Here is a 23,528-nt window from a genome sequence, read left to right on the forward strand (position 1 = left end):
GTCACCGGGTCGCCGGGGTCGTCGGATTGCCGTAGTAGGCGTCGGGGCCGTGTTTGCGGGTGTAGTGGCGCTCCAGGAGGTGACGGGGTGGCGGTGTCGTCGGTGAGAGGGACATGGTGTGGAGGGCGATGTCGGCGACCGCCTCGCAGATGATCGCGTGTTCCAGGGACTTGCGGGCGGTGGCGCCCCAGGTGAAGGGGCCGTGGCCCGCGACGAGGGCGGCGGGGACCTCGACGGCCCGCTGGTCGTCGCCGTCGAGGAGGTCCACGATGACGTGGCCGGTGTTGTACTCGTAGTCCTTCGCGCACTCCTCCTCGGTGAGGTCACGGGTGACGGCAACAGGGCCGTTGAAGGTGTCGGCGTGGGTGGTGCCGAGGACGGGGATGTCGCGGCGGGCCTGGGCGAAGGCGACGGCGTGGGTGGAGTGGGTGTGGGTCACGCCGCCGACGGACGGGAACGCCAGGTACAGGCAGCGGTGGGTCTCGGTGTCGGTGGAGGGGCGCAGCTCGCCCTCGACCACCGCGCCGTCGGACAGGCGGACCGTCACCAGGTCGTCGATGGTCAGGGCCTCGTAGGGGACCCCGGAGGGCTTGATGACGAACACGCCCGCCTCGCGGTCGACCCCGCTGACGTTTCCCCAGGTCAGGGTGGCCAGGCCGACCTGGGGGATGGCAAGGTTCGCCTCCAGTACCTCTCGGCGCAGGCCCTCCCGGGCAACTGTGGTCATCGTCGTCTCCTTCGTCACAGGGCCTGGGCGAGGCGGTGGTAGGCGGCGTTCCAGCGGATTTCCTTGCCGAACTGCTCGGTGGTGGTGTTCTCGTCGATCGTGAGCAGTTCGACGCCGGTCATGGCGGCGTAGTCGGTCAGGGTCTCGACGTCGACCGCCGAGCTGAGCACGGTGTGGTGCGGGGCGCCGGCGAGCAGCCAGCTCTCCGCCGATTCCGCCAGGGACGGACGTGGCTTCCATACGGCGCGGGCGACCGGCAGGCGGTGCAGGGGTTGGCTCGGGGCGACAACGTCGACGGCGTTGGCCGTGAGGCGGAAGCGGTCGCCGAGGTCGGAGAGGCCGACGACCACGGCGGGCCCCTCGGAGGCGTTGAAGACCAGGCGGACCGGGTCCTCGCGGCCGCCGATGGACAGGGGGTGGATCTCGCAGCGGGGGCGGTCGGCGGCCACGGAGGGGCAGACCTCCAGCATGTGGGCGCCCAGGACGCGCGGGGTGCCGGGGCCGAGGTGGTAGGTGTAGTCCTCCATGAAGGTGGTGCCGCCGGGGCATCCGGCGCCCATGACCTTCATCGTGCGCAGCAGCGCGGAGGTCTTCCAGTCGCCCTCCCCGCCGAAGCCGTAGCCGTCGGCCATCAGGCGCTGGACGGCGATGCCCGGCAGCTGGCGCAGTCCGCCGAGGTCCTCGAAGTTGGTGGTGAAGGCGGTGAAGCCGCCCTCCGTCAGGAAGGCGCGCAGGCCTAGTTCGAGGCGGGCCGCGTACAGCAGCGAGTCGTGGCGGATGCCGCCGCGGCGCAGGGCCGGGACGACCTCGTACGACTCCACGTACTCGTCGGCGAGTACCGCCGCCGCCTTGTCCTCGATGTCGTCGACCACGGCGACCAGGTCGTTGACGGCGTAGGTGTTGACGGAGAAGCCGAACCGCAGCTGGGCCTCCACCTTGTCGCCCTCGGTCACGGCGACGTCGCGCATGTTGTCGCCGAAGCGGGCCAGCCGCAGGGTCCGCGAGGCGTGGCGGCCGACGGCGGCGCGGGCCCAGGCGGCGACGCGCCGGATCACCCTCGGGTCGGTCGCGTGACCGGCGACGATCTTGCGGTCGACGCCGACGCGGGACTCGATGTGCCCGAACTCCCGGTCGCCGTGGGCGGCTTGGTTGAGGTTCATGAAGTCCATGTCGATGCTCGGCCAGGGCAGCGACAGGTTGTACTGGGTGTGCAGATGCAGCAACGGCCGGTCCAGCGCGCTCAGTCCGGCGATCCACATCTTCGCCGGGGAGAAGGTGTGCATCCACACGATCACGCCGACGCAGGCGTCGGAGGCGCTCGCCTCCTGGCACATCCGGCGGATCGACTCGGCGTCGGTGAGGACCGGCTTCCACACGATCCTGACCGGGACTTCCCCGGGGCGGCCGAGGGTCTCGGAAATGCTTCTGGACTGGTCGGCGACCTGGCGCAGCACGTCGTCGCCGTACAGGCCCTGGCTTCCGGTGAGGAACCAGATCTCCTGGCTGTCGTAGGGCCTTTCGGAAGTGGTCATGAGGGGGTTCCTTTCACAGTGGCTCAGGCGGAGGCTTCCGCGCGGATGCGGCGCAGGCGGTGCATGACGTCGTTGGTGCCGCGGCCGAAGTAGTCGTGCAGCACGCGGTACTCGGAGTAGAGGCGCTCGTAGGCCTCCGCGCGCTGCGGATCCGGCTGGTAGACCCGGCGGTGGACCTTGCCCATGGCGTGGGCCGCGGCACGGATGTCGGGGTACGCCCCGGCGGCGACTGCGGCGTGCATCGCGGCGCCGAGGGCCGGGCCCTGGGTCGAGCCGATGATGCTCAGCGGGCGGCGGGTGACATCGGCGTAGATCTGCATGAGGAGGGCGTTCTTCGTCAGGCCGCCCGCGATGATCAGTTCCGTCACCGGTACGGCGGCGGACTCGAAGGCGTCGATGATGGTGCGGGTGCCGAAGGCGGTGGACTCGAGCAGGGCGCGGTAGATGTCCTCGGGGCGGGTGGAGAGCGTCTGGCCGATGAGCAGGCCGCTGAGGTCGTGGTCGACCAGGACGGAGCGGTTGCCGCTGTGCCAGTCGAGGGCGAGGAGGCCGTGTTCGCCGACCTTCTGTCCGGCCGCGAGGGCGGTCAGGTACTCGTGCGGGGTCTGGCCGGCCGCGGCGGCACGCTCCGCGTACTCGGCGGGCAGGCCCGTGCGGACGAACCAGCCGAAGATGTCGCCGACACCGCTCTGCCCTGCCTCGTAGCCCCACAGCCCGGGGAGGATGCCGCCGTCCACGACCCCGCACATGCCGGGCACGGCGCCCTGCTGGTCGGAGCTCATCACATGGCAGGTGGAGGTGCCCATGATGGCGACCATCCGGCCGGGTTCGACCGCCGCGGCCGCCGGGGCCGTCACGTGGGCGTCGACGTTGCCGACACAGACCGTGATGCCCTCCGGCAGCCCGGTCCAGGCGGCCGCCTCGGCCGTCAACACCCCGGCGGGATCGCCGAGTTGCCCGATGGGATGGTCCAGCTTGTCGGTCACGAAGTCGGCGAAGTCCGTGTTCAGGGCGGCGAGATAGTCTCGAGAGGGGTAAGTGCCGTCCTGGTACTGGCCCTTGTAACCGGCTGTGCAGGCGTTGCGGACGTACGTGCCGCAGAGCCGCCACACGATCCAGTCGGCCGCCTCCAGCCACCGCTCGGTGCGCCGGTAGATCTCGGGGTCCTCCTCCAGGACCTGGAGCGCCTTGGCGAACTCCCACTCCGAGGAGATCTTTCCGCCGTACCGCTCGAGCCACGGCTCCTTCATCTCGGCGGCCAGCCTGTTGATCCGGTCGGCCTGGCCCTGGGCGGCATGGTGGCGCCACAGCTTGACGTAGGCGTGCGGGCGGTTCTCCAGGCCGGGGAGTTCGCACAGCGGTGTGCCGTCGGCGAGGACCGGCAGGACCGTGCAGGCGGTGAAGTCGGTGCCGATGCCGATGACCTGCTCCGGCCGCACTCCCGCCCGCGTCATCGCCTCGGGTACGGCGCCTCGCAGCACGTCGATGTAGTCCGAGGGCACCTGAAGGGCCCAGTCGGGGGGCAGCCGGGTGCCGTCGGGCAGGCTCCGGTCGAGGACGGCGTGGGCGTAGACGTGCTCCGCCGAGGCCAGTTCCGCGCCGTCGCTGACCCGTACCACCACGGCACGGCCGGACAGGGTTCCGAAGTCGACGCCCACGACACAGGGTTCTTCAGACACGGGCGACCTCACCTTCCTTGTTCGGTATGACAGCCATTGTTCGAAATACTGGACAGAAGTTCGGGGGCCCGGCCACGACCGGGCCCCCTGGCGGGTCAGTTGACCCGCACGACCTGCCACAGTTCGTCATCGGCGCCGTTGTCCGCCGACTGGACGATCAGCGCGCCGTTGGCGGTGGAGGCCGAGGCGACGTCCGCCACCAGGCCGCTGCCGGAGTTGACGAGCTTGTAGTAGCCGCCGCCCGCGTCCGTGAGCGTCCACTTCTGGGAGCTCGCGGTGGAGGAGGCGTTCTGGACGACGGCCGCGCCGGCCGAGGTCGAGCCGTTGTTGTCGAGGAACAGACCGCTGTTGACGTTCTTCACGGTCCAGGCCCCGCCGCTCTGGGACTGGAAGGTCCACAGCTGGCAGTTGTTGGCGGTGTTCACCCACTGGCCCGCCTGCTTGCCCGTGGCGGTGGAGGCGCCGGGGATCTCCAGGAACTTGCCGCTGTTCTTGTTGACCAGCCGGTACTGGCCGGTGGACAGAGTCGGCAGGGCGGTCTGGGTGAGGTTCCAGCGCTGGCAGGCGCAGCCGGTGTCGGACCACTGCCCGGCGGCGGTGCCGACCGTGGTGGAGGCGCTGGGGATCTCCAGGTACTTGCCGCTGATCCGGTTGGTGGCGGTGAAGCCGCCCGCCGGGTTCGGGGCGATCGCCCACTCGTGGTCGAGGGTGCCGTTGTCGTCCCACTGCAGGACCTTGGCACCGTTGGCGGTGGACTGGTTCTGCACGCCCAGCACCTTGCCGCTGGCCACGTTGAAGATCTTGAAGTAGCCGGAGGTCTGCTGGACGAACTTCCACTGCTGGTCGGTGGCGTTGTCGGCGTTCTGCTGGGTGGCGTTGACTCCGTTGGTGGTGGAGCCGCCCACGATGGTCAGCATCAGGTGGCTGTTGGCGTTGGACATGGTGTAGGTGGCGCCGTCGGAGATGCCGCCGCCCAGGTCGATCGTTCCGTAGGTGACCGGGTTCTCCACGGTGTTGCTGACCACGCCCGCGCTGAAGATTGCCAGGCTGTGGCCGTCGGCGAGGGGTACCATGCCGCGGCTGTAGCCGCGGGGGACGGTGGAGGCGATGCGCGTCCAGGCGCTCGACGCGCCGTTCTGCGTGTTCAGGAAGAGGTCGGTGGTGCTCTGGGCGCTGACCGCCAGGGTGCCGTTGGGACCGCCGGTGGGAAGCCAGGTGATGTACGGCGCGCTGGTGGGCACGTACCCGTCGGTGGACCTCAGGACGGTGCCGGTGACGGAGCCGAACGCCTCGGGGTCGGAGGAGATCTTGTAGTAGACCGCGAAGTCGGCTTCGGATGCGCCCCCGTACTCGTACGTCATCACGTAGTTGCCGTTGGGCAGTTGCGCGACGACCGGCATGCCGGGGCGGTTGGTGTAGGTCGGCATGGCCACGTCGTCCACGGTGGAGGACCAGGTGATGCCGTCGGTGGTGGTCTGGTGGACGATCTTCTGGGCGTGGTTGGGGTCACGCTGGTCGGAGTAGTACACGATCAGCTTGGAGCCGGACACCATCAGGAACGGCTCCCACACCGGGGTCTCGCCGTTGGTGACGTCGGCCCTGCCGCCCTGGGCGATGGAGCTGACGTACGACCAGCTGACGCCGTGGTCGGTGCTCGCGTACAGGTCCAGCTCGGTCGAGGACAGGTCGTTCGGGATGGAGTTGCCGGCGGCGAGGATCGTGCCGGCCGGGAAGTTGCCGATCTGCGTGGGCAGTTCGTACAGGAACGGCTGGTAGCGGTTGCCGAAGCCGTTGTGGGTGTCGCTGATGCTGGAGATCTGGCTCCAGCTGTTGCCGTTGTCCGTGCTGCGGTAGATCGGGAAGACGGGGGTGCCCGAGCTGTACTGCTCGAACGTGGCGAGCAGGGTGCCGTTGGACGATCCGCTGTTCTGCAGGCGGATGGCGCGCGGGTAGAGCGAGCCGGGCGACGGGGCGTTCGACGGCGGGGTGTACATCGTCTGCGAGGCGCGGGAGATCGCGTGCGCCTGGCCGGAAGTGGGGAGGACGAGGGCGACGGCGGCTGCGAGCAGGGCGAGAAGCAGGGTGATCGCCTGGGTGCGAGGTACGGCGCGGTTTCTGGCGCCTTCCCTGGTGGTGGACATGGGGCGGCTCCCAAGGGATGTCCGGGATGAGGGGGTGGTGCTGAGCCCGCCGCTCTCCGGGAGAACGGGGAAGGGCGGGTGTCCGAGGGGGTGGGTCAGCCGGCGCGGCGCAGCCGGACGACGTTCCAGGAGACGGGCGGCAGGCTCGCGGTGAGCCGTCCGTCGGTGACGGCACCGGTCTCGGCGGTGTGCGGGCGGACCCGGTCGGGGTCGTCCTGGGTGTTGGCGGCGCGGATGTCGGGATCGCTCAGCACCGAGTGCTCGACCGGCGTGTAGCCGGGGAACGCCCGCAGGTCGAGGGCCAGTTCGACGTTCTCGCTCTGGTGCCGGTTGACGGCGAAGACGGTGAGCTCGTCGGCGCCGTCCGCCTCCGCGAGGTGCGTGGCCACGGCGTCGACGACGGAGACCTCGCCGAAACGTTCCGTCTCATAGGTCGGCGCCAGCGGCTCCACCCGCAGGACGGTGCCGCGCGCATGGCGGGCCGCCTGGGCGAAGGGGTGGAAGGTGGTCTGCCGCCAGCTCGGGCCGCCCGCCTCGCTGCGGATCGGGGCGATCACGTTGACGAGCTGGGCGAGGCAGGCGGCGGTGACCCGGTCGCTGTGCCGCAGCAGGCTGATCAGCAACCCGCCGACGACCACGGCGTCGGCGACGTTGTACTCGTCCTCGATCACGCGTGGGGCGACGGCCCACTCGGTGGGCTTCTCCCGCGCCTCGAACCGGGTGTTGTACCAGACGTTCCACTCGTCGAAGGAGAGGTTGATCCGCTTCTTGCGGCGCAGCTTGGCCCGGATGTGGTCGGCGGTGGCCACCACCGAGTCGACGAAGTGGTCCATGTCGACGCCGGAGGCCAGGAAGCTGCCGAGGTCGCCGTCGAGCTCCTCGTAGTAGGCGTGGCAGGAGATGTAGTCGACCTGGTCGTACGCCTCCTCCAGGACGGTGGCCTCCCAGGCGCCGAAGGTCGGCATCGCGGAGCTGGAGCTGCCGCAGGCGACCAGTTCCAGCTTCGGGTCGACCATGCGCATCGCGCGGGCGGTCTCGGCGGCGATACGGCCGTACTCCTCGGCGGTCTTGTGGCCGGTCTGCCAGGGGCCGTCCATCTCGTTGCCCAGGCACCACATGCGGATGCCGAACGGGTCCGGGGCGCCGTTCTTGATCCGCAGGTCGGACCAGGTGGTGCCGCCAGGGTGGTTGCTGTACTCCAGCAGGTCCAGGGCCTCGGCGACGCCCCGCGTACCGAGGTTGAGGGCCATCATCGGCTCGACGCCGGCCTTCTGGGCCCAGCGGTGGAACTCGTGCAGGCCGAAGGCGTTGGTCTCGGTGCTGTGCCAGGCGAGGTCGAGGCGGGTGGGGCGTTCGGCGACCGGGCCGACACTGTCCTCCCAGCGGAAGCCGGAGACGAAGTTGCCGCCGGGATAGCGCACGGCGGTCACGCCCAGCTCACGCACCAGGTCCAGGACGTCACGGCGCAGGCCGTCCTCGTCGGCGAGCGGATGGCCGGGCTCGTAGATGCCGGTGTAGACACAGCGGCCCATGTGCTCGACGAAGGAACCGAAGGTACGGGGACTCACGTCGGCGACGCGGAAGGCGGGGTCGACGGTCAGGGAGGCATGCAGCATGAAGGTCGCTCCGGGAGGTGCGCAAGAAGAAGGGGAAGAACGGGCGGGTCCGTCAGGTCACTTGAGGCTTCCGACGGTCAACCCACCGCGCCAGTACCGCTGCAGGAGCAGGAAGGTGACGATCAGCGGCAGGATCGCCACCAGGGAGCCCGCGATGACCAGGGTGAACAGCGCGTTGGCGCCCGACTGGATCATCGCTCCCTCGTACCAGGACTGCAGGCCGACGGTGAGCGGGAACAGCCTGTCGTTGTTGAGCATGACCAGCGGCAGGAAGAAGTTGTTCCAGGTGCCGACCATGGAGAACAGCAGCACGGTGACGAGCGCCGGCTTCAGGGTCGGCAGCGCCACCGACCACAGCACGCGCAGCTCGCCGGCCCCGTCCATGCGGGCCGCTTCCAGCAGCTCGTCCGGCAGGGACTCCTGCACGTAGACCCGCACCAGGTAGACGCCGAAGGGGTTGAGCAGCTGGGGCAGGATGACCGCCCACATGGTGTTGGTCAGAGCCACCTTGCTCAGCAGCAGATAGGTGGGGATGGCCAGCGCGGTGGCGGGCACCATGATGGCGCCGAGGAGGCTGGAGAAGAGCAGGTTCCGGCCGGGGAAGCGGTACTTGGCGAAGGCGTAGCCCGCGAGAGTCGCCACGGCGGTGGCGCCCACCCCGCTGACACCGGCGTAGATCGCGGTGTTGCCCATCCAGCGCAGGTACTCGCCGTTGTTGTAGGTGAACAGCTGCTGGAGGTTGGTGAAGAAGGAGCCCGGCGAGTGGAACCAGAGGGCGGCGGTGGAGAACAGCGCGTCGTTGCCCTTGGTGGCGGCGACGACCAGCCACCAGAACGGCAGCAGGAAGTACAGGATCATCGCCACCATCACCACGTTGACGGTGACGCGTCCGCGCGCGGCGGACGGGCGACGGCCGGTGGCCGGGGCGGCGGTGACGGCGGTTGCGGCGACGGTGGTCACTTCAGTCCGCTCCTCTTGCGCGTGGCGAACAGGAAGATGTAGGAGCCGATGAAGACCACCGCTCCGAGGGAGAAGGAGATGGCGGCGGAGTAGTTGAACTCCGAGTACTGGAACGCCAGGTTGTAGGCGTACAGGTTCGGCGTGTAGTCCGGGGTGATCACCGAGGAGGCGGTCTTCTCCAGGACCCGAGGCTCGGTGAAGAACTGCAGGGTGCCGATGATCGTGAACATCAGGGTGAGCACCAGCGCCGAGGAGATCATCGGGACCTTGACGCGCAGGGCCGTCTGGAGCTGGCCGGCTCCGTCGAGCTTCGCCGCCTCGTAGACCTCGCGGGGCAGACCCTGGAGGGCGGCGTACAGGACGATCATGTTGTAGCCGGTCCACTGCCAGGTCACGATGTTGCCGAGCGAGGTCAGCATCAGAGCGTGCGACAGCAGGTCGACCTTGCCGAGGCCGAGCGAGTCGCTGATCGAGTTCACCGGGCCGAAGGTCGGGCTGTACAGGAATCCCCACATCAGCGCGCCGATGACCGCGGGCACGGCGTACGGCATGAACAGGGTCATCCGGAAGACCTTGGCGAGCCTGCTGGTCACCTCGTCGATGATCAGCGCCCCGAGCAGGGCGAAGCCGAGCATCACCGGGATCTGGACCACACCGAAGACGACGACTCTGCGCACGCCGGACAGGAACTGCGGGTCGGTGAAGGTCTGCCGGTAGTTGGCGAACCAGCTGAAGTGGTCACCGCCGACCAGGGTGGAGGTGCGCAGGCTCAGCCAGAAGGCGTAGCACAGCGGGGCCACCAGGAAGGCCAGGAAGAGCAGGAGGAACGGGCTGACCAGCAGCAGGCCCATGCCCTTGTGCCGGGTGCGGGCGGACAGCCCGCCGGGGCGCCGGCCCGTCACGGGAGTGCGAAGCCCCCTCGCGGGGACGGCACTTGGCGGTGCCGTCGCGGTGGATCCCTGCTGTCGGAGCAGGCTCATCACTTCTCCTTGCGCGTGGTGCGGGCCCCCGCCGGCGGCGGAGCTGTCGGGCGCGGGCGCGCCGGCGGAGGCGGTGGGGGGCCGGGGACCCGGGCCGGTTACTTGCTGACCTTGAATCCCTGCTTGGCCGCGTAGGAGGTCACCTGCTGCTGGACGTTGTCGTTGACGGACGACCAGGCGGCGTGGCCCTGCAGGGCCTTGCCCACCTCAGCGGTGTCGGTGTTGTAGGCGTAGTCCTGGAACGGGCTCCAGTCGAAGGAGCCGATGCCGTTCGCGGCGGGCACGAACACCGAGTTGATCTGCTGACCGCCGAAGAAGTCGTACTTCTTGGACTTGAAGTACGCCCCGTTGAGGATCGGGTTGGACAGCGGGAAGAGGTACGCCTGGTCGATGCCGATCTTCCAGGCCGCCTGGGAGGTGCCGAAGAGCTCCCGGGCGACCTCGGTGGCCTCCTTGGGGTGCTTGGTCTGCGAGGTCACCGAGAAGCTCGAACCGCCCCAGTCGCCCTGGGCGCTCGCGCCCGCGGTCCACTGCGGCAGCGGGGCCACGCGCCACTTGCCGGAGGTCTTCGCGGCGACGCTGGAGAGGTAGCCCGGGCCCCAGCCGGCCGCGATGTAGGTGGCGTACTTGCCGCTGCTGAGGCCGCCGTAGAAGTCCGTGGTGGCGTACGACTGGGTGTCGACCAGCTTGTTCTTGACCAGGTCGCCCCAGTACTCGTACACCTTCTTGGCGTTGTCGTCGTTCAGCTTCACGCCGATGTTCGGCAGCTTGCTCGCCGAGTACGTGTAGGGGCGGGAACCGGCCTGCCACATCAGGCCCTGGCGCCAGCCGGCGGCCGTCTCGTCGCTGCCGAAGTCGGTCATGTAGGCGCTGGGGTCGGCCTTGTGCAGCTTGGCCGCCTCCTCCTTGTACTCCGCCCAGGTGGTCGGCACCTTGAGGTTGTACTTCTTGAAGAGGTCGGCCCGGTACATCATCGCCATCGGGCCGCCGTCGACCGGGATGGCGTAGACGTGGTCGCCGTCGGAGGACTGGTTCCAGGCCCAGGACACGTACTTGTCCTTGTCCGCGGTCGCCCCGTACTTGCCCATGTCGAGCAGGCCCTTGGTGAGCTGGATGGTCGGCAGCTCCTGGAACTCCAGCATGACGACGTCGGGGGCGCCCTGGCCGGCCTTCAGCGCGGTCTTCAGCTTGGTGTACTCGTCCTGGCCCACACCGGCCTGCACCCAGTCGACCTGGACGTCCTTGTGGGTCTTGTTGAACTCGGCCACGACCTGCTTGAACTGCGGGTACCAGGCCCACACCTTGATGTGCACGGGGCCGCTCGGCGCGCCGCCGGAGGTGCCGCCCCCGCCGCCGCAGGCCGCGAGGAGCACGCCGGCGAGGGCGGCGGAGGCCGCCGCGACCGTGGTCCGGCGGACGGAACGGAGCTGGGGCTTTCTGCTGGACGACATGAGCGATCTCCTGGGTGTGGTGCCCGAGGGCAGGACGGAGTACGGGAGGTGAGGGGAGGTGCGCCGGGCACACGGAGGACCGGCGTGAAGGCGGTGAAGGGGGTGAGGGCATGCGGCATGCCGGCTCGGGGTGAGGGGCGGGCGCTTCGGACGCGAGGCGCTCGGGTGTGCTGCCCGCCTACGGATGCCGGCGGGCGGACGTCGGTCGACGCGGGAGGGTGGGCGTGCGTGACGTCGGAGAGGGGGGAGAGACGGCTCGGTGATCAGCGCGGCGGGCGCGCCGGGAAACGGCTCAGACCGCGGTGAGTAAAGAGTGATGCCCCATCGGGACGGGTGCTGTTCCCGGCCCGTGAGAAGTTGCTGGTCCCACTGCGGCTCCTACGGTTCATCCCCGTGATCGCTCTCGGGGATCCGGTCCGTGGCGCGGTGACGTCACGGGCCCTGGGAACTTGATCCGCCGGATCAAGCCCTTCTGCTACGCTCTGCAGCGCTGCAAAAGTGTTAACCGAGAAGTTGCCGCGCTGCAAGAGCACAGGCGCTCTCTTGGTGGAAACTTCAGCGCTGAAACCGACATACGGGATGAAGGTGGCATATGGCAAAGGGCGTCACACTCCGCGACGTCGCGGAGCTCGCCGGCGTCTCCAGCCGGACCGTGTCCAACGTGGTCAACGGCTACGCCCCCGTTGCCGAGGCCACCCGGGTCCGGGTTCAGCAGGCCGTGGACAAGCTCGGCTACCGGCCCAACGTGCTGGCCCGCAACCTCGCCGCCGGGCGCTCGGGCCAGATCGCGGTGGTGGTGCCCTACCTGGACACCCCCTACTTCGCCGAACTGCTGCAGGGCATCATCCGCGCGGCCCGCGTCCAGGGCTACAACGTGCTGATCGACCAGACCGACGGCGACGCCGAGCACGAGAAGCTGTTCCTCAGCCGCGGCTCCCAGCACCTGCTCTTCGACGGCGTCATCTTCAGCCCCCTCGGCCTCGCCCAGTCCGACCTGACCGAACGCGACCCGAGCCTGCCGCTCGTCGTGCTCGGCGAGCGGGTCAGCGACGGCGGCTTCGACCATGTCGGCATCGACGACGTCGCCGCCTCCCTGGAGGCCACCGAGCATCTGCTCGGCCTCGGCCGGCGCCGCGTCGCCGCGATCGGCGACCAGCCGTACCGCACCGGCGAGGCGGCCCAACTGCGCACCCGGGGCTACCGGTTGGCCCACGAGCGGGCCGGCCTGCCCGTCAGCGAGGAACTCGTCGTCTCCACCCCGCGCTTCAACCGCTCCGACGGCGCGACCGCGATGGCCCACCTGCTCGACGACCTGGAGGAACCGCCCGACGCGGTCTTCTGCTACAGCGACCTGGTGGCCCTGGGCGCCCTGCACACCCTGGCCACCCGCGGACTGCGCGTCCCCGAGGACATCGCCGTCGTCGGCTACGACGACATCGAGGACGGCCGCTACTCCAACCCACCCGTCACCACGGTCTCCCCGGACAAGAAGGTGATCGCGGAGACGGCGGTGGAACGGCTGCTGAAGCGGATCGGCAGCTCAACCCCCGTGCCCGGCAAGGAGATCCGGGCGCCGCACCGGCTGATTCCACGAGCCAGCACCATCGGGCGACAGGCGGCGGCAGCTGACCGATCGTGAGCATGCGGGCGGGTGTGGAGGCCGGTACCTACGTCGGGTGCTCGTTTCAGCCGGCGTCAGCCAGTCGGTGACGCAGTGGGGCTATGACTAAAGTCGTAGCCCCGCCCTCTGTCTCCGGTCGCAGTCGCGCGCCGGAGATCTGGCTCCGAGCCGATGTGGCGCGGTGCCCTGCGCTTCGAGAATCAACCCAGTTGATCGACGAACACCGTCGCGAGAATCACTCGGAGGGCATCATGACTGTTTCCGCACCCGGCCGGAAGAAGAAGGCCGTACTGTTCGGCGCCGTCGCGGCGGCCTTTCTCGCCGTCATGACGGCTGCCGGTGGACTCTGGTACGCGAACGAGAACAAGCAGGTCGACCAGGCGTCGAAGGCGGACTGCGTGCTGGCCCGGAGGATCCTCGACGGAACGCGGACGATCCCTCAGGGCAAGGCGGCTGTCGAGGAGTGGGAAAAGAACACGACCAAGCTGCACATGCAGATCAAGAACGATCTCCTCAGCGTGAACATGGCCGAGTACCAGTACTGGGCCTACAACAACGCGAAGGGCGAGGAGAAGCCCCCGGCGGAAGCGAAGCAGAAGGACCTGGCGGACACGGCCAACGGCCACTGCTCCGACGCGGCCGTGAAGCTCACGTTCCCCGTGATCGCCTCCTGACTCCCGGCGGAACTCGTCGGAGACCTCCACTGCGTCTACGGCGCCCCATGGGGAAGGCCCGGATCTCAGACCCGGGCCTTCCCCATGCGAGCGGGACGGAGTCGGTCGGTGAGGCGGGCGCCGGGCACCGGGCGCCGCGCGTGCCGCCACCGCGAACCGAACGGCCGTTCTCACTGGTCGACCACACCCGACCGCCAGGCCCACGCCGCGATCTCGACGCGGTTGCGGGCGGGGAGCTTGGTCTGCACATTGCCCAGATGGGTCTTCACCGTGCCCACGGAAATGGACAGTTCGGCGGCGATCTCCGCGTTGGTGAGCCCGGTGGCCAGAAGCCGTACGACGTCCATCTCGCGTGCGGACAGACCGGACGGCCGGGACTCCCGGGAGGCGGGCGCGGTCGGGCCCGGCAGGCCCCGCAGCAGGCGGAGCGTGATGGACGGGCTGACCAGGGCTTCCCCGGACGCCGCGGCCCGGATCGCCTCGATCAGCAGCATGGGTCCGGAGTCCTTGAGGAGGAAACCGCAGGCGCCCTGGTGCAACGCGCGACGGACGTACTCGTCGTCGTCGAAGGTGGTGGCCACGACCACCTTCGGGGGATCGACCAGGCCGGGACGGGTGAGCCGGCACAGTGCCTCCAGGCCGTCCAGCCGGGGCATCCGGATGTCCATCAACACCACGTCGGGCCGCAGCCGTTCGGCTAGCTCCACCGCTTGCAGGCCGTCCGCCGCCTGTCCGACGACCTCGATGTCGTCCTCGGCTGCCAGGATCATCTCGAATCCGGTACGGACCATGGCCTGGTCGTCGGCGATCAGCACACGGATCTTCGCCGGGCCCGTCATGCGACCCGTCCCACGGCGGTGTTGACGGGTTCCCCCACGGGCAGCGTCGCCTCCACGCGCCAGCCCCCGGCCGCCGCGGGGCCCGACTCGACCCTGCCGCCGACCATTCCCACCCGCTCGTCCAGCCCCTTCAGCCCGAAGCCGCCGCCCAGCGCCTGCAGGGCCTGATGACCGGCGCGCGGCCGTCCGTCGTCGCTGACCGTCACGGTGACCCGCGGCCCGGACCGGACGAGGCTCACCTCCACCTCGGTGAAGTCGCGAGCGTGCTTGCGTATGTTGGTCAGTGCCTCCATGACCACGCGGTGCACGGTGGTGACCACCTCCACCGGCAGGTCCTCGAATCCGCCCTCCGTCCGCAGCACGGCCCGGCCGCCGCCCACCGGTGCGAACTCCTCGACCAGGGACCGCACTTCGGCCATGCCGGTGAGCGGTGCGAGGGCCGCCTCCCGCGCCACACCCGCGTCCGTCGCCTCCGGAGCAGTGTCGCGCAGCATCCCCACCATGGCGCGCATCGACTTCAGTGCCTCGGCCCCCGCGTGCTCGATCCGTTCCAGCGCCGGCGGCACCAGGTCCGGTCGCCGTACGGCGATCGAGCGCGCGCCCTGCGCCTGGATGACGATGCCGGTCACATGGTGGGCGACGAAGTCGTGCAGGTCCCGGGCGAACTCCGCGCGCTGCTCCAGTCGTACGGTGCTCTCCCGGCGCCGCCGGTCCGCGACGACCAGGCGCACGGTCAGGCCGGTGCCCAGGGCCGCCGTCGTCGCCAGGGTGAAGAAGAACGTCACGATCATGCTGCCCTCGTCGATCCCGAGGGCCAGTGGACGCATCATGATCGCCGCGGCCGTCAGCGGCGCGGCCACCGCCGCCCAGGCCGGTCTCCCGCGCCATGCGGTCAGAGTCAACAACACGAGCAGCGCGGTGGGTTCGGCGAGGCTGTAGGCATTCTCCAAGGGAGTGTACGAGTCCATCTCCCGCTGCCGTACCGCGATCACCGGCAGTGCGGCCGTGACCGCCAGCGACACCGCCGCCACGACACCGGTCACCGCCGCCAGGCCCCCCGCGCCGAGCCGGCGCGCGAACAGGACGGCGACGCACGCCAGCAGGGCGGATCCGAGCCTGACCGGACCGGCCATGGTGAACGCGAACGAGCCGGCGAGGCGGTCGACCAGCGCGAACAGAAGCAGCACCGTGACCATCAGGAACCGCACCGTCACGCGCAGCCACGCCCACTGCCAGGGCGTTCGCCACGACTCCCGCCAGGACGACCGCCACAACCATCGCCAGGACTTCATGCCGGGAGCGTAGCCGGGGTGTCGGTCGAAAGTCGTGGCACTCCGTCGAAGATCTGTATGACCGACCGGCGAGCTCGGTCACCACCTGGTTCGTGGCGTGGGCGGCGTGGCCGATCCCAAGCGTCGATGCCCCGACAGTCAGGTGAACCTGGTGTCCACCAACCGGTGGACACCAAGTTCAACCGAGTACCTCTGTCTGGTAACTGCCCTGCTCAGCAAGGCTTTTGGGCATGGAATCATTCACTGTGCGTATGGCGCGCTGGAGCGCACGGCACCCCTGGCGGGCGATCGTCGGCTGGCTGGTGTTCGTGGCGTTGTGTCTGGGGGTCGGTAGTGCCGTCGGCACGAACAGCGCGAAGACGGCGGACTACCGGGTCGGTGAGGCCGGCCGCGCCGAGGCACTGGCCGCCGAGGGGCACCTGGAGCGCAGGGCCACCGAGCAGTTGCTGATCTCGGCCAGGTCGGGCGCTCTCGACCCGGACGCGGCACAAGCCGCCGCGAAGGATCTCACCGCCCGGATGAAGCGGCTGCCCGACGTCGCCGGCGTGACCGCGCCGCTGCTCTCCGACGACAGCACGATCCTCATGGTCGAGGTGGCGCTGAAGGGCGAGGAGCGGGACGCGAAGGACAAGGTCGACGCGATCGTGGAACAGACCGCGGCGGTGCAGAAGAACCATCCCGGCCTCCTCCTGCAGGAGACCGGCGGCCCCTCCATCAGCAAGGGAGTCGACCAGCAGCGCGGTGACGATCTGGCGCTCTCCGAAGCGATCAGCCTTCCGTTCACGCTGATCACCCTGTTGGTCGTGTTCGGGTCGGTCACCATGGCCGGGGTGCCGTTGCTCCTGGCGCTGTCGTCGATCGCGGGGGCGATCGGGCTCTCCATGGCCGCCTCGCACCTTTCCCCCGACGCCGGGGTCGGCACGAACGTCATCCTGATGATCGGCCTCGCGGTCGGCGTCGACTACACGCTGTTCTACCTCAAGCGTGAGCGGGAGGAACGGGCCCGCTCGGGCAGCCGGCTCGGCTCCGAGGCCCTGGTGGAACTGGCGGCCGCGACCTCGGGACGAGCGGTCGTGGTGTCCGGGCTCGCTGTCGTCGCCTCCACCGCGACGCTGTACCTGGCCTCCGACGTGATCTTCTCCTCGCTGGCGACCGGCACCATCGTGGTCGTCCTGGTCGCGGTGGCCAGTTCGCTCACGGCCCTGCCCGCGCTGCTCGTCAAGCTCGGACAGCGGGCGGAGCGCAGGGCGCTGCGGCGGGCCCGGCGCGGAAAGCCCGCCCGCCCGCCACGGGGCAGGCGAGGCGACGGCCGGCTGTGGGCCGCGCTGCTGCGGCCCGCCGCCCGGCATCCCCTGGCCACCCTGTGCGTCTCGGTCCTCGGCCTGCTCGCACTCGTCGCGCCGCTGGCCGGACTGAACATCACGGAGATGAGCCGCGACACCCACTCCCGCGACATTCCGGCCATGCGGGTGTACGACCGGCTCAACGAGGCTTTCCCGGAGCAGCGGGTGACCCATCAGGTCGTCGTACGCGCCGACGCCTCGCGCGCCGCGGAGGTCGACGCGGCTCTGCGCGAGGTGGCTCGGCGCGCCGACGCCGACCCGCTGTTCGTCGGCGCCTCGCGGATTCGGATGTCCGCCGATCACCGGACCGGCGTCCTGGAGTTGAGGGTGCCGTACCTCGGCAACTCCGACCAGGCGTACGACTCCCTCGACCGCCTGCGGGACGACTTCCTGCCCGCCACGGTGGGCCGGATCGACGGCGCCGAGTACGGAGTGAGCGGCGATGTCGCCCGCTACACCGACTATCCCGCCCATCAGAACAGCAAACTCCCGCTCGTTCTCGGGGCGTTGCTCCTGGTGACCTTCGCGATGACCGTGTACGCCTTCCGCTCGGTGGTGCTCGGCCTGATCGCTGTCGTGCTGAACCTGCTGTCCGCGGCAGCGGCACTGGGGCTGCTCGTCCTGGTCTTCCAGGGGACCTGGGCCGAGGGACTGCTGGACTTCCACTCCACGGGATCGATCGGATCGCGTGTCCCGCTCTTCCTCTTCGTGATCCTGTTCGGGCTCTCGATGGACTACCAGGTGTTCGTGGTGAGCCGGATCAGGGAGGCCGCCCTCGCGGGTGTCCCCACGCGACAGGCGGTGCTCGAGGGAATCCGCAGCTCGGCGAGCGTGGTGACCAGTGCCGCGGTCGTGATGACGACCGTCTTCGCCAGCTTCGTCTTCCTGCACATCATCGAGATGAAGCAGATCGGCTTCGTACTGGCGGCGGCCGTGCTGCTCGACGCCTTCGTGGTCCGGATCATGGTGCTGCCGTCGGCGATGCGGCTGCTGGGCGAGGCGAGTTGGTGGCCCTCGCGCATGCCGACGGTGGCGGAAGCGGCGGCGGAAAAAGTGGCTGCCCGGCCTTCGGCGGTCGACGTACGTTGATCAGTATGTCCTCTCTCGCCGGGCCCACCGCCGACGCCTTCTGGGCCACGTCGCTACGCCGTTGGAACGCGGTGTGCTGGGTGCTGTTCGCCGTGATGGCCGTCGGTCTCGCGGCGATCGACCGGCCCGGCGGGAGCAAGTACGCCGCTCTCGCGCTGCTGGGCAGCGTGGTGCTCTGTTACGCGGTCCTCGACCGCTTCCCGGACAACCCCGTCGTACGACCGCACGTCTACCTCTCCGTGCTGGCGGCAGCTCTGGGCGGGCTCGCGTATCTGCGCGGCAACTACGCGGCGCTGTTCATGGTGACGCTGCCGCACTACTGGATGTTCGGGCGGACGCCGAGGGCCTCGATGGGATTTCTGGGCCTCGCCACGGCCGGCACCCTTGTCGGCAGCGTCCTGCGGGTGGACGGCTGGTCGGTGGAGTTCTTCACCGAAACACTCGTGTCCACGCTGATCGTCGTCGCCGTGGGGGTGCTGATCGGGCTGTGGGCACACTCGGTGGTGGCGCAGAGCGCGGAACGGGCGCGGCTCATCGTCGAGTTGGAACGGACCCAGGTACAGCTGTCCGAGGCGCACCAGCGCCAGGGGGCGGCGGACGAACGGGAGCGGATGGCGCGGGACATCCACGACACGCTCGCGCAGGGCTTCGCCTCCATCATCGTGCTCGCGGAGGCGGCCCGTGCCGGGCTCGAGACCGAACCCGCGCGAAGTGCTCAGCAGCTGCGGTCGATCGAGTCCACGGCCCGGGAGAACCTGGCCGAGGCGAGGGAGCTGGTCGGCTCGGCGCACCGCCCGGGCCAGCTGGCGGCCGGTTCGGTGGCGCAGACGCTGCGCCGGACGCTGGACCGCTTCGCGGAGGACACCGGGCTCACCGTCGACGCGGACCTGGAGGACGTGGTCTGCGATCAGCAGACCCGGATCGCGCTGCTGCGCTGCACCCAGGAGTCGCTGGCCAACGTGCGAAAGCACGCGCGGGCGTCCACGGTCGGCGTGGTCCTGACCCGGCAGATGTACGGGACCGAACTGGAGATCACCGACGACGGGACCGGGTTCGTGGTGGAGGAGTCGGCGGGCTTCGGTCTGGACGGGATGCGCAAACGGCTGGCGGAGCTGGGCGGGAGGCTGACGGTGACGAGTTCGGTAGGTGACGGAACGCGCGTACTGGCGTTGCTTCCCATGGCTCCCCCGGCATCCGGAGAGAGCGAGGGGCAGGCGTGAGCGGCGGGCAGGGCACGGGAGGGACCGGCGGAGAGGTCCGCATCATCGTGGTGGACGACCACACGGTCATGCGTGCCGGAGTCGTGGCTCTCCTCGACTCGGCGACCAGCATCGAGATCGTCGGCGAGGCGGGCGACGGCCGTGCGGCCCTCGAACTCGTCGAGCGGTACGAACCCGATGTCGCACTGGTCGACCTGCGGATGCCGGTGCTCGACGGAGTGGCCACGACGACTGAGATCGTGGAGCGCTTTCCCCGTACCCGGGTGCTGATCCTGACGACGTACGACACCGACGCGGAGATCGAACGCGGAGTGGAGGCCGGGGCCATCGGCTACCTCCTCAAGGACACCACCCGCGAGCAGTTGGTCGACGCGATCCACGCGGCGGCCCGCGGTGAGACGGTGCTGGCACCCCGAGTGGCCGAGCGCCTCGTCGCCCGGATGCGCCAGCCCGCCCAGGCCCCGCTCACAGCCCGCGAGGCGGACGTTCTGAACGCGGTGGCGGACGGTCTGACCAACGCGGAGATCGGGCGGCGGCTCGTCATCGCCGAGGCCACGGTGAAGACCCACCTGCTCCGGCTGTTCGCCAAGCTCGACGTGAACGACCGGACGAGGGCGGTAGTGGTGGCGATGGAAAGAGGAGTGCTGCGGAGGTCTTCCGGTGGGGAGGGCCCCCGGTGACAGCCCCGTCGGCGCCCGCCGGCGAGGGCTCTCCGGCGGATTCCCGCCCCGCCAGGCCCACGAGGCGCGTCGAGGTCGCGAACAGGCATCTTCGGCGGGTGAAGAGCCCCTAGCCGTCGTAGGGGACCCAGGCACGCTCGCCTGCGTCGTTCGTGCCGTACCAGTAGTGGGGCATTCCCTTGATGCTGGTGGTGTGGAACGGGCGGCCGTGGTCGTCGATGCGGATCGTGCCGGTGCGGCCCTGGGAGGACCAGTCGAGTTCGAGGTACCAGCGGGCGTCGTAGGACTGTGTCGTCGCGTCGACCAGCAGCACCTCCGGGTCCTCGGCGGAGACGCGGTACGGGAAGTGCACGGCCGGGATGGTGTGTTCGCCGTCGGCGCCGTCCTTCGGGCTGGCGACGGGGCGGTCGGCATCGAGGTTCACGGTGAGGCGGCGGGGCGCCAGGTCGCCGCCGCAGCCCTGGTCCATGGCGTACGCGCTTCCGGCGGCCGGGGTGCCGCGGCTGACGACGCGGACGTGGAGCGCCTCCAGGACCACGGCCGTGGACGACCTCCCCTGCACCGTGATCCGCACCCTCGTCTTGCGCCCGTGCACCGCGCCCTGCGTCGCCGCCCACACCCCGGCGTCCTGCTCCACCGGCGGCGGAGGCACCTGTGCGGGCGGCTTGTCGATGACGTAGTCGTGGTCGCACCCCTTGTCCCAGACCAGGGAGTCGGTGCTCCAGGCGAGGGGCAGGCCGGTGGTCGGTTTCGCGGCCGAGGGGGGACCGCTGCCGGTGGCGGACGGGTCGGGGGTCTCCTGCCGGGGGCTGGACGACGCGGAGCTCCGGGTGGCCGGCGGTTTCGCCGAAGGGTGGGGTGCGCCGGAGGCGGTCGTCGGCAGGCCCGCGGGGCGGGAGGCGTCCGCCTCGGAGGAGCGGTCCGACAGGACGGAGACGCCGCCCAGAGTGACGAGCAGCGCGCAGGCGACGACGGTGGACGTCAGGCCCCGTCGGCGGCGGTACCAGGGGCGGGGAGCGGGGGCGGGCTCGTCCGGGTCCGGATCGTCCCCGGGCTGCTCCGCGGAGTTGCTCTCCTCGACGAGTGCCCCGTCCGTGTCGGGTGCCGGTGCCGGAACCGCCGCCCGGGCCGACCCGGCTGTACACACCCGCTGCCGAGCCGCCACTGCCGACAACCACAGCCGGTGCAGCTCGAGCCGCTCCGTCGGTGTCGCCTCGCAGAAGGCCGCGAGCCGCTCCACGGGCGCGAACTCCTGCGGCACCGCCTCGCCCGCGCAGTACCGGTGCAGCGTGGAGGTGTTCATGTTGAGGCGGCGGGCCAGGGAGCCGTAGCTCCGGTCCGTACGGTCCTTCAGCCGGCGCAGCAGCGCCGCGAACTCCTGGACGTCGTCCGACACCGTTCCTCCGTCGTCCGCCCGCGAACCCCTGTCCCAGGCACCCATATCCCTGCACGTCAGATGGGCTGGGATGGTTCCACCGTCGTCAAAGGGGCGGCAGCCGTTGCGCCGGACTCCGGTGTCCGCCGATGCTCTTGGTGTCGCACCGACCGGGGCCGGACCGACCACCCGGCATCGGCGGCGGCCGACACGCACGCAAGAACGGTTGCTTCCATGGCCACCGCGCTTGACGAGTCGTCACACACGCTCACGCCGGTTGCCGGACTCGTCGCGGCACCGGCCTCGCCCCTGCTGACGAACCGTATCCGCAACGGATCACCATCACAGCCGCCGTGTCGGACGATCCACTCACTTCTTGGAGGTCTGATGAAGTCCGTCATCCGAAAGGCGGCAGGTCTCGCGGGCACGGGGGTGGCTGTCGCAGCCATGTCCGTGACCGGCGCGTCGGCAGCCCAGGCGGAGTCCCCCACCCAGGGCTGCCCGTACCCCTATGTCTGCTTCTACGTGGACGAGCACGCCTGGGAAGCGGGTACGCCGATCACGAAGTACCGGGATGTCACCGGTTCCTACCAGACGGTCAGGCCCCGGCCGCACTACCGCGTCGTGAACACCCGTAACGACGACGTGGCGTATCTACGGCTCCAGGACGGGACCTCGATCTGTCTGGGGCCGAATTCCGGAACCGTGTTCGCGAACGCTTACAGCGTCACCGGAATAAAGATCTCCAGCAGTTCCACCTGCTGAATCCGCTCGAACCATGAGAAAAGGAAGACACACATGAACAGGAAGTCCCCCGCACACCGTCGTCAGGGCCGCCGCGCGGCCTTCGCTGCCGGCCTCGTCCTGGCTCTCGGACTCGGTGTGTCGACACAGGTGTCGGCACAAGCGGCCGTCCGTGCCCCCGCAAAGGCGCCCGCCGCCGCACCGCAGACGGTCAGCGGCACGTCGCGCCAAGTGGTGACCCGGGTCGCCGACTTCTACGGCGCGTACATCGACGCGAAGGGCGATTACACCGACCCGGACGCCACGCTGGCCACGGCGCTCCGCAAGCACTACCTGACGCCCGGCTTCGCCAAGCGGCTGGCGGCCTGGGAGAAGAAGAACGGGGCGGACGGCGTCCTGCGCGCCCAGAACGTCCCGGCGCGGTGGACGGTGACCGACCACGGCGCCGTGGGTCACAGCCATGAGGTCGTCGTCACCCTGACCTTCGGCAGCGGGGGGACGACGCAGAAGACCAAGCTCTTCGTGCTGGTGGAACGGTATGACCACATCATCGGCATCGACACCACGAGCGCCCGCTGACGGCGCAGCCCGCCCTTCCGCCGGTACGGCAGTGGTTGAGCGCCGTAGCCGCGTCGTGTCCCTCCTGTGCCTCCGGAGCCGTCGCGCTGCCGAGAAGCCGCAGTGCCGCCTCCGACGGCGAGCCGGGCGCGGCGGTGTAGGCAATCAGGCGTTGACCCGAGGTTCCGGGGATGACGAGGTTCTCGAAGCTGAGGTCCATCGCACCGACGAGCGGATGACGCAGGTGCTTCACTCCCGAAGTGCAGGTGCGCACCGGGTGCCGGGCCCAGCGGGAGGCGAACTCGTCGCAGTTCATGACGAGTTGGCCGACGAGTTCGGCGATGGCGCGGTCGTGGGGGTGGCGGCCGGCGACCTGGCGCAGGGAGGCCACGCCGAGTTGGGCCTCCTCGTTCCAGTTCCTGAACAGCTCCCGGTACTGCTCGTCCAGGAACAGCATCCGGGTCAGGTTGGGGCGGGTGGCCGGTGTCTCGGGGCTCTGGGGTGCCAGGTGTCCGGCGAGCAGGGCGTGGCCCATGCGGTTCCAGGCGAGGACGTCGTTGTGCCGGTCCAGGACCAGGGCCGGCACCTCGCTCATGGCCGCCAGCAACTGCCGGGCCGAGGCGCCGGCGTGGGCCACCCGGGGCGGAGTCGGCCGGGGCGAAGCGGCGGCGGGGCGGGCGAGGTCCTTCAGATGGGCCGTCTCGTCGTCGGAGAGGCGCAGCGTACGTGCTATCGCCTCCAGCATGCCGTCGGAGGCACTGAGGGCACGGCCCTGTTCGAGGCGGGTGTAGTGGGTGATGCTGACTCCCGCGAGCACCGCCAACTCCTCGCGGCGCAGGCCGTTGACGCGGCGGCGCGTCGGGTGCGGCGTGATGCCGACGTCCTCGGGGCGCAGCGCGGCGCGGCGCGACTTGAGGAAGCCTCCCAGCTCGGACGGGGCGTACATCCATGCCTCCGGGTCGGCGGTGTGTGGACGGGCCGTGGCCACTGTCCCCCATGATGCCCGC

At 69.9% G+C, this 23,528-nt stretch carries 19 protein-coding genes; 7 read left to right on the plus strand and 12 right to left on the minus strand.

Annotation, left to right across the window (positions count from 1 at the left end; genetic code table 11):
* Window position 1: 1 nt before the first annotated feature.
* The 8 genes from araD to ACIBVL_RS11705 all read right to left on the minus strand — a co-directional run bounded on the left by araD (window position 2) and on the right by ACIBVL_RS11705 (window position 11,086).
* Complete coding sequence (gene araD / locus ACIBVL_RS11670) at window positions 2-727, minus strand: L-ribulose-5-phosphate 4-epimerase AraD (RefSeq protein ID WP_399095768.1); 726 nt, start codon at window positions 725-727, stop codon at window positions 2-4.
* A 14-nt stretch (window positions 728-741) separates the two neighbouring features.
* Complete coding sequence (gene araA / locus ACIBVL_RS11675; protein WP_399095771.1) at window positions 742-2,259, minus strand: L-arabinose isomerase; 1,518 nt, start codon at window positions 2,257-2,259, stop codon at window positions 742-744.
* A gap of 23 nt (window positions 2,260-2,282) precedes the next feature.
* Window positions 2,283-3,938 carry a ribulokinase gene (araB, locus tag ACIBVL_RS11680; protein ID WP_399095774.1) on the minus strand — a complete coding sequence of 552 codons (1,656 nt, stop codon included), beginning with the start codon at window positions 3,936-3,938 and terminating at the stop codon, window positions 2,283-2,285.
* A gap of 95 nt (window positions 3,939-4,033) precedes the next feature.
* Window positions 4,034-6,079, minus strand: coding sequence for an RICIN domain-containing protein (locus tag ACIBVL_RS11685; RefSeq protein ID WP_399095777.1), 2,046 nt, complete (start codon window positions 6,077-6,079; stop codon window positions 4,034-4,036).
* Between the two features lie 95 nt (window positions 6,080-6,174).
* On the minus strand, window positions 6,175-7,695 hold the full coding sequence (locus tag ACIBVL_RS11690; RefSeq protein ID WP_399095780.1) for an alpha-N-arabinofuranosidase: 1,521 nt from the start codon (window positions 7,693-7,695) through the stop codon (window positions 6,175-6,177).
* 57 nt (window positions 7,696-7,752) lie between these two features.
* Window positions 7,753-8,655: a carbohydrate ABC transporter permease gene (locus ACIBVL_RS11695; RefSeq protein ID WP_399095783.1), complete on the minus strand. Its 903-nt coding sequence runs from the start codon at window positions 8,653-8,655 to the stop codon at window positions 7,753-7,755.
* Complete coding sequence (locus ACIBVL_RS11700) at window positions 8,652-9,635, minus strand: carbohydrate ABC transporter permease (RefSeq protein ID WP_399095786.1); 984 nt, start codon at window positions 9,633-9,635, stop codon at window positions 8,652-8,654. Before ACIBVL_RS11700 ends, ACIBVL_RS11695 begins: the two co-directional genes overlap by 4 nt.
* Before the next feature lie 98 nt (window positions 9,636-9,733).
* Window positions 9,734-11,086 carry an ABC transporter substrate-binding protein gene (locus ACIBVL_RS11705; protein ID WP_399095790.1) on the minus strand — a complete coding sequence of 451 codons (1,353 nt, stop codon included), beginning with the start codon at window positions 11,084-11,086 and terminating at the stop codon, window positions 9,734-9,736.
* A gap of 592 nt (window positions 11,087-11,678) precedes the next feature.
* Here ACIBVL_RS11705 and ACIBVL_RS11710 point away from each other — a divergent pair.
* Both ACIBVL_RS11710 and ACIBVL_RS11715 read left to right on the plus strand, forming a co-directional pair.
* On the plus strand, window positions 11,679-12,725 hold the full coding sequence (locus ACIBVL_RS11710; RefSeq protein WP_399095793.1) for a LacI family DNA-binding transcriptional regulator: 1,047 nt from the start codon (window positions 11,679-11,681) through the stop codon (window positions 12,723-12,725).
* Between the two features lie 233 nt (window positions 12,726-12,958).
* Window positions 12,959-13,381 (plus strand): hypothetical protein, encoded by a 423-nt coding sequence (locus tag ACIBVL_RS11715; RefSeq protein ID WP_399095796.1) that lies wholly within the window; start codon window positions 12,959-12,961, stop codon window positions 13,379-13,381.
* Window positions 13,382-13,551: 170 nt separating this feature from the next.
* Here the strand turns inward: ACIBVL_RS11715 and ACIBVL_RS11720 are convergent, their stop codons facing one another.
* Both ACIBVL_RS11720 and ACIBVL_RS11725 read right to left on the minus strand, forming a co-directional pair.
* On the minus strand, window positions 13,552-14,220 hold the full coding sequence (locus ACIBVL_RS11720; protein WP_399095799.1) for a response regulator: 669 nt from the start codon (window positions 14,218-14,220) through the stop codon (window positions 13,552-13,554).
* Window positions 14,217-15,512 carry a sensor histidine kinase gene (locus ACIBVL_RS11725; protein WP_399095802.1) on the minus strand — a complete coding sequence of 432 codons (1,296 nt, stop codon included), beginning with the start codon at window positions 15,510-15,512 and terminating at the stop codon, window positions 14,217-14,219. Before ACIBVL_RS11725 ends, ACIBVL_RS11720 begins: the two co-directional genes overlap by 4 nt.
* Before the next feature lie 230 nt (window positions 15,513-15,742).
* On the opposite strand from ACIBVL_RS11725, the gene ACIBVL_RS11730 reads away from it, so the two are divergent.
* From ACIBVL_RS11730 to ACIBVL_RS11740, 3 genes are read left to right on the plus strand one after another with little or no spacing between them, the layout of a single operon-like run.
* Window positions 15,743-17,944 carry an MMPL family transporter gene (locus ACIBVL_RS11730; RefSeq protein ID WP_399095805.1) on the plus strand — a complete coding sequence of 734 codons (2,202 nt, stop codon included), beginning with the start codon at window positions 15,743-15,745 and terminating at the stop codon, window positions 17,942-17,944.
* Window positions 17,945-17,949: 5 nt separating this feature from the next.
* Window positions 17,950-19,164, plus strand: coding sequence for a sensor histidine kinase (locus ACIBVL_RS11735; RefSeq protein WP_399095807.1), 1,215 nt, complete (start codon window positions 17,950-17,952; stop codon window positions 19,162-19,164).
* Window positions 19,161-19,844 (plus strand): response regulator, encoded by a 684-nt coding sequence (locus tag ACIBVL_RS11740; protein WP_399095809.1) that lies wholly within the window; start codon window positions 19,161-19,163, stop codon window positions 19,842-19,844. The genes ACIBVL_RS11735 and ACIBVL_RS11740 overlap by 4 nt, the downstream gene beginning before the upstream one ends.
* 109 nt (window positions 19,845-19,953) lie before the next feature.
* On the opposite strand, the gene ACIBVL_RS11745 is transcribed toward ACIBVL_RS11740, so the two are convergent.
* The gene (locus ACIBVL_RS11745) at window positions 19,954-21,285 is read right to left on the minus strand and encodes a helix-turn-helix domain-containing protein (RefSeq protein ID WP_399095812.1); all 1,332 of its coding nucleotides are present in this window, start codon (window positions 21,283-21,285) and stop codon (window positions 19,954-19,956) included.
* Window positions 21,286-21,606: 321 nt separating this feature from the next.
* Between ACIBVL_RS11745 and ACIBVL_RS11750 the strand changes: the two genes are divergently transcribed.
* Both ACIBVL_RS11750 and ACIBVL_RS11755 read left to right on the plus strand, forming a co-directional pair.
* Entirely contained in the window at window positions 21,607-21,984 is a 378-nt protein-coding gene (locus ACIBVL_RS11750) for a hypothetical protein (RefSeq protein ID WP_399095815.1), read from the plus strand.
* Window positions 21,985-22,017: 33 nt separating this feature from the next.
* On the plus strand, window positions 22,018-22,542 hold the full coding sequence (locus ACIBVL_RS11755) for a hypothetical protein (RefSeq protein WP_399095818.1): 525 nt from the start codon (window positions 22,018-22,020) through the stop codon (window positions 22,540-22,542).
* Here the strand turns inward: ACIBVL_RS11755 and ACIBVL_RS11760 are convergent.
* Complete coding sequence (locus ACIBVL_RS11760) at window positions 22,511-23,467, minus strand: helix-turn-helix transcriptional regulator (protein WP_399097189.1); 957 nt, start codon at window positions 23,465-23,467, stop codon at window positions 22,511-22,513. The two genes, ACIBVL_RS11755 and ACIBVL_RS11760, sit on opposite strands and share 32 nt — an antisense overlap.
* Window positions 23,468-23,528: the final 61 nt, after the last annotated feature.

The sequence above is a fragment of the Streptomyces sp. NPDC049687 genome, assembly GCF_044465285.1.
Classification (GTDB): domain Bacteria; phylum Actinomycetota; class Actinomycetes; order Streptomycetales; family Streptomycetaceae; genus Streptomyces.

Coding starts and splice junctions, on each gene's coding strand:
- araD (WP_399095768.1), bottom strand. CDS start 727: ATGACCACAGTTGCCCGGGAGGGCCTGCGCCGAGAGGTACTGGAGGCG.
- araA (WP_399095771.1), bottom strand. CDS start 2,259: ATGACCACTTCCGAAAGGCCCTACGACAGCCAGGAGATCTGGTTCCTC.
- ACIBVL_RS11685 (WP_399095777.1), bottom strand. CDS start 6,079: ATGTCCACCACCAGGGAAGGCGCCAGAAACCGCGCCGTACCTCGCACC.
- ACIBVL_RS11690 (WP_399095780.1), bottom strand. CDS start 7,695: ATGCTGCATGCCTCCCTGACCGTCGACCCCGCCTTCCGCGTCGCCGAC.
- ACIBVL_RS11700 (WP_399095786.1), bottom strand. CDS start 9,635: ATGAGCCTGCTCCGACAGCAGGGATCCACCGCGACGGCACCGCCAAGT.
- ACIBVL_RS11705 (WP_399095790.1), bottom strand. CDS start 11,086: ATGTCGTCCAGCAGAAAGCCCCAGCTCCGTTCCGTCCGCCGGACCACG.
- ACIBVL_RS11710 (WP_399095793.1), top strand. CDS start 11,679: ATGGCAAAGGGCGTCACACTCCGCGACGTCGCGGAGCTCGCCGGCGTC.
- ACIBVL_RS11715 (WP_399095796.1), top strand. CDS start 12,959: ATGACTGTTTCCGCACCCGGCCGGAAGAAGAAGGCCGTACTGTTCGGC.
- ACIBVL_RS11720 (WP_399095799.1), bottom strand. CDS start 14,220: ATGACGGGCCCGGCGAAGATCCGTGTGCTGATCGCCGACGACCAGGCC.
- ACIBVL_RS11725 (WP_399095802.1), bottom strand. CDS start 15,512: ATGAAGTCCTGGCGATGGTTGTGGCGGTCGTCCTGGCGGGAGTCGTGG.
- ACIBVL_RS11730 (WP_399095805.1), top strand. CDS start 15,743: ATGGAATCATTCACTGTGCGTATGGCGCGCTGGAGCGCACGGCACCCC.
- ACIBVL_RS11735 (WP_399095807.1), top strand. CDS start 17,950: ATGTCCTCTCTCGCCGGGCCCACCGCCGACGCCTTCTGGGCCACGTCG.
- ACIBVL_RS11745 (WP_399095812.1), bottom strand. CDS start 21,285: ATGGGTGCCTGGGACAGGGGTTCGCGGGCGGACGACGGAGGAACGGTG.
- ACIBVL_RS11750 (WP_399095815.1), top strand. CDS start 21,607: ATGAAGTCCGTCATCCGAAAGGCGGCAGGTCTCGCGGGCACGGGGGTG.
- ACIBVL_RS11755 (WP_399095818.1), top strand. CDS start 22,018: ATGAACAGGAAGTCCCCCGCACACCGTCGTCAGGGCCGCCGCGCGGCC.
- ACIBVL_RS11760 (WP_399097189.1), bottom strand. CDS start 23,467: ATGTACGCCCCGTCCGAGCTGGGAGGCTTCCTCAAGTCGCGCCGCGCC.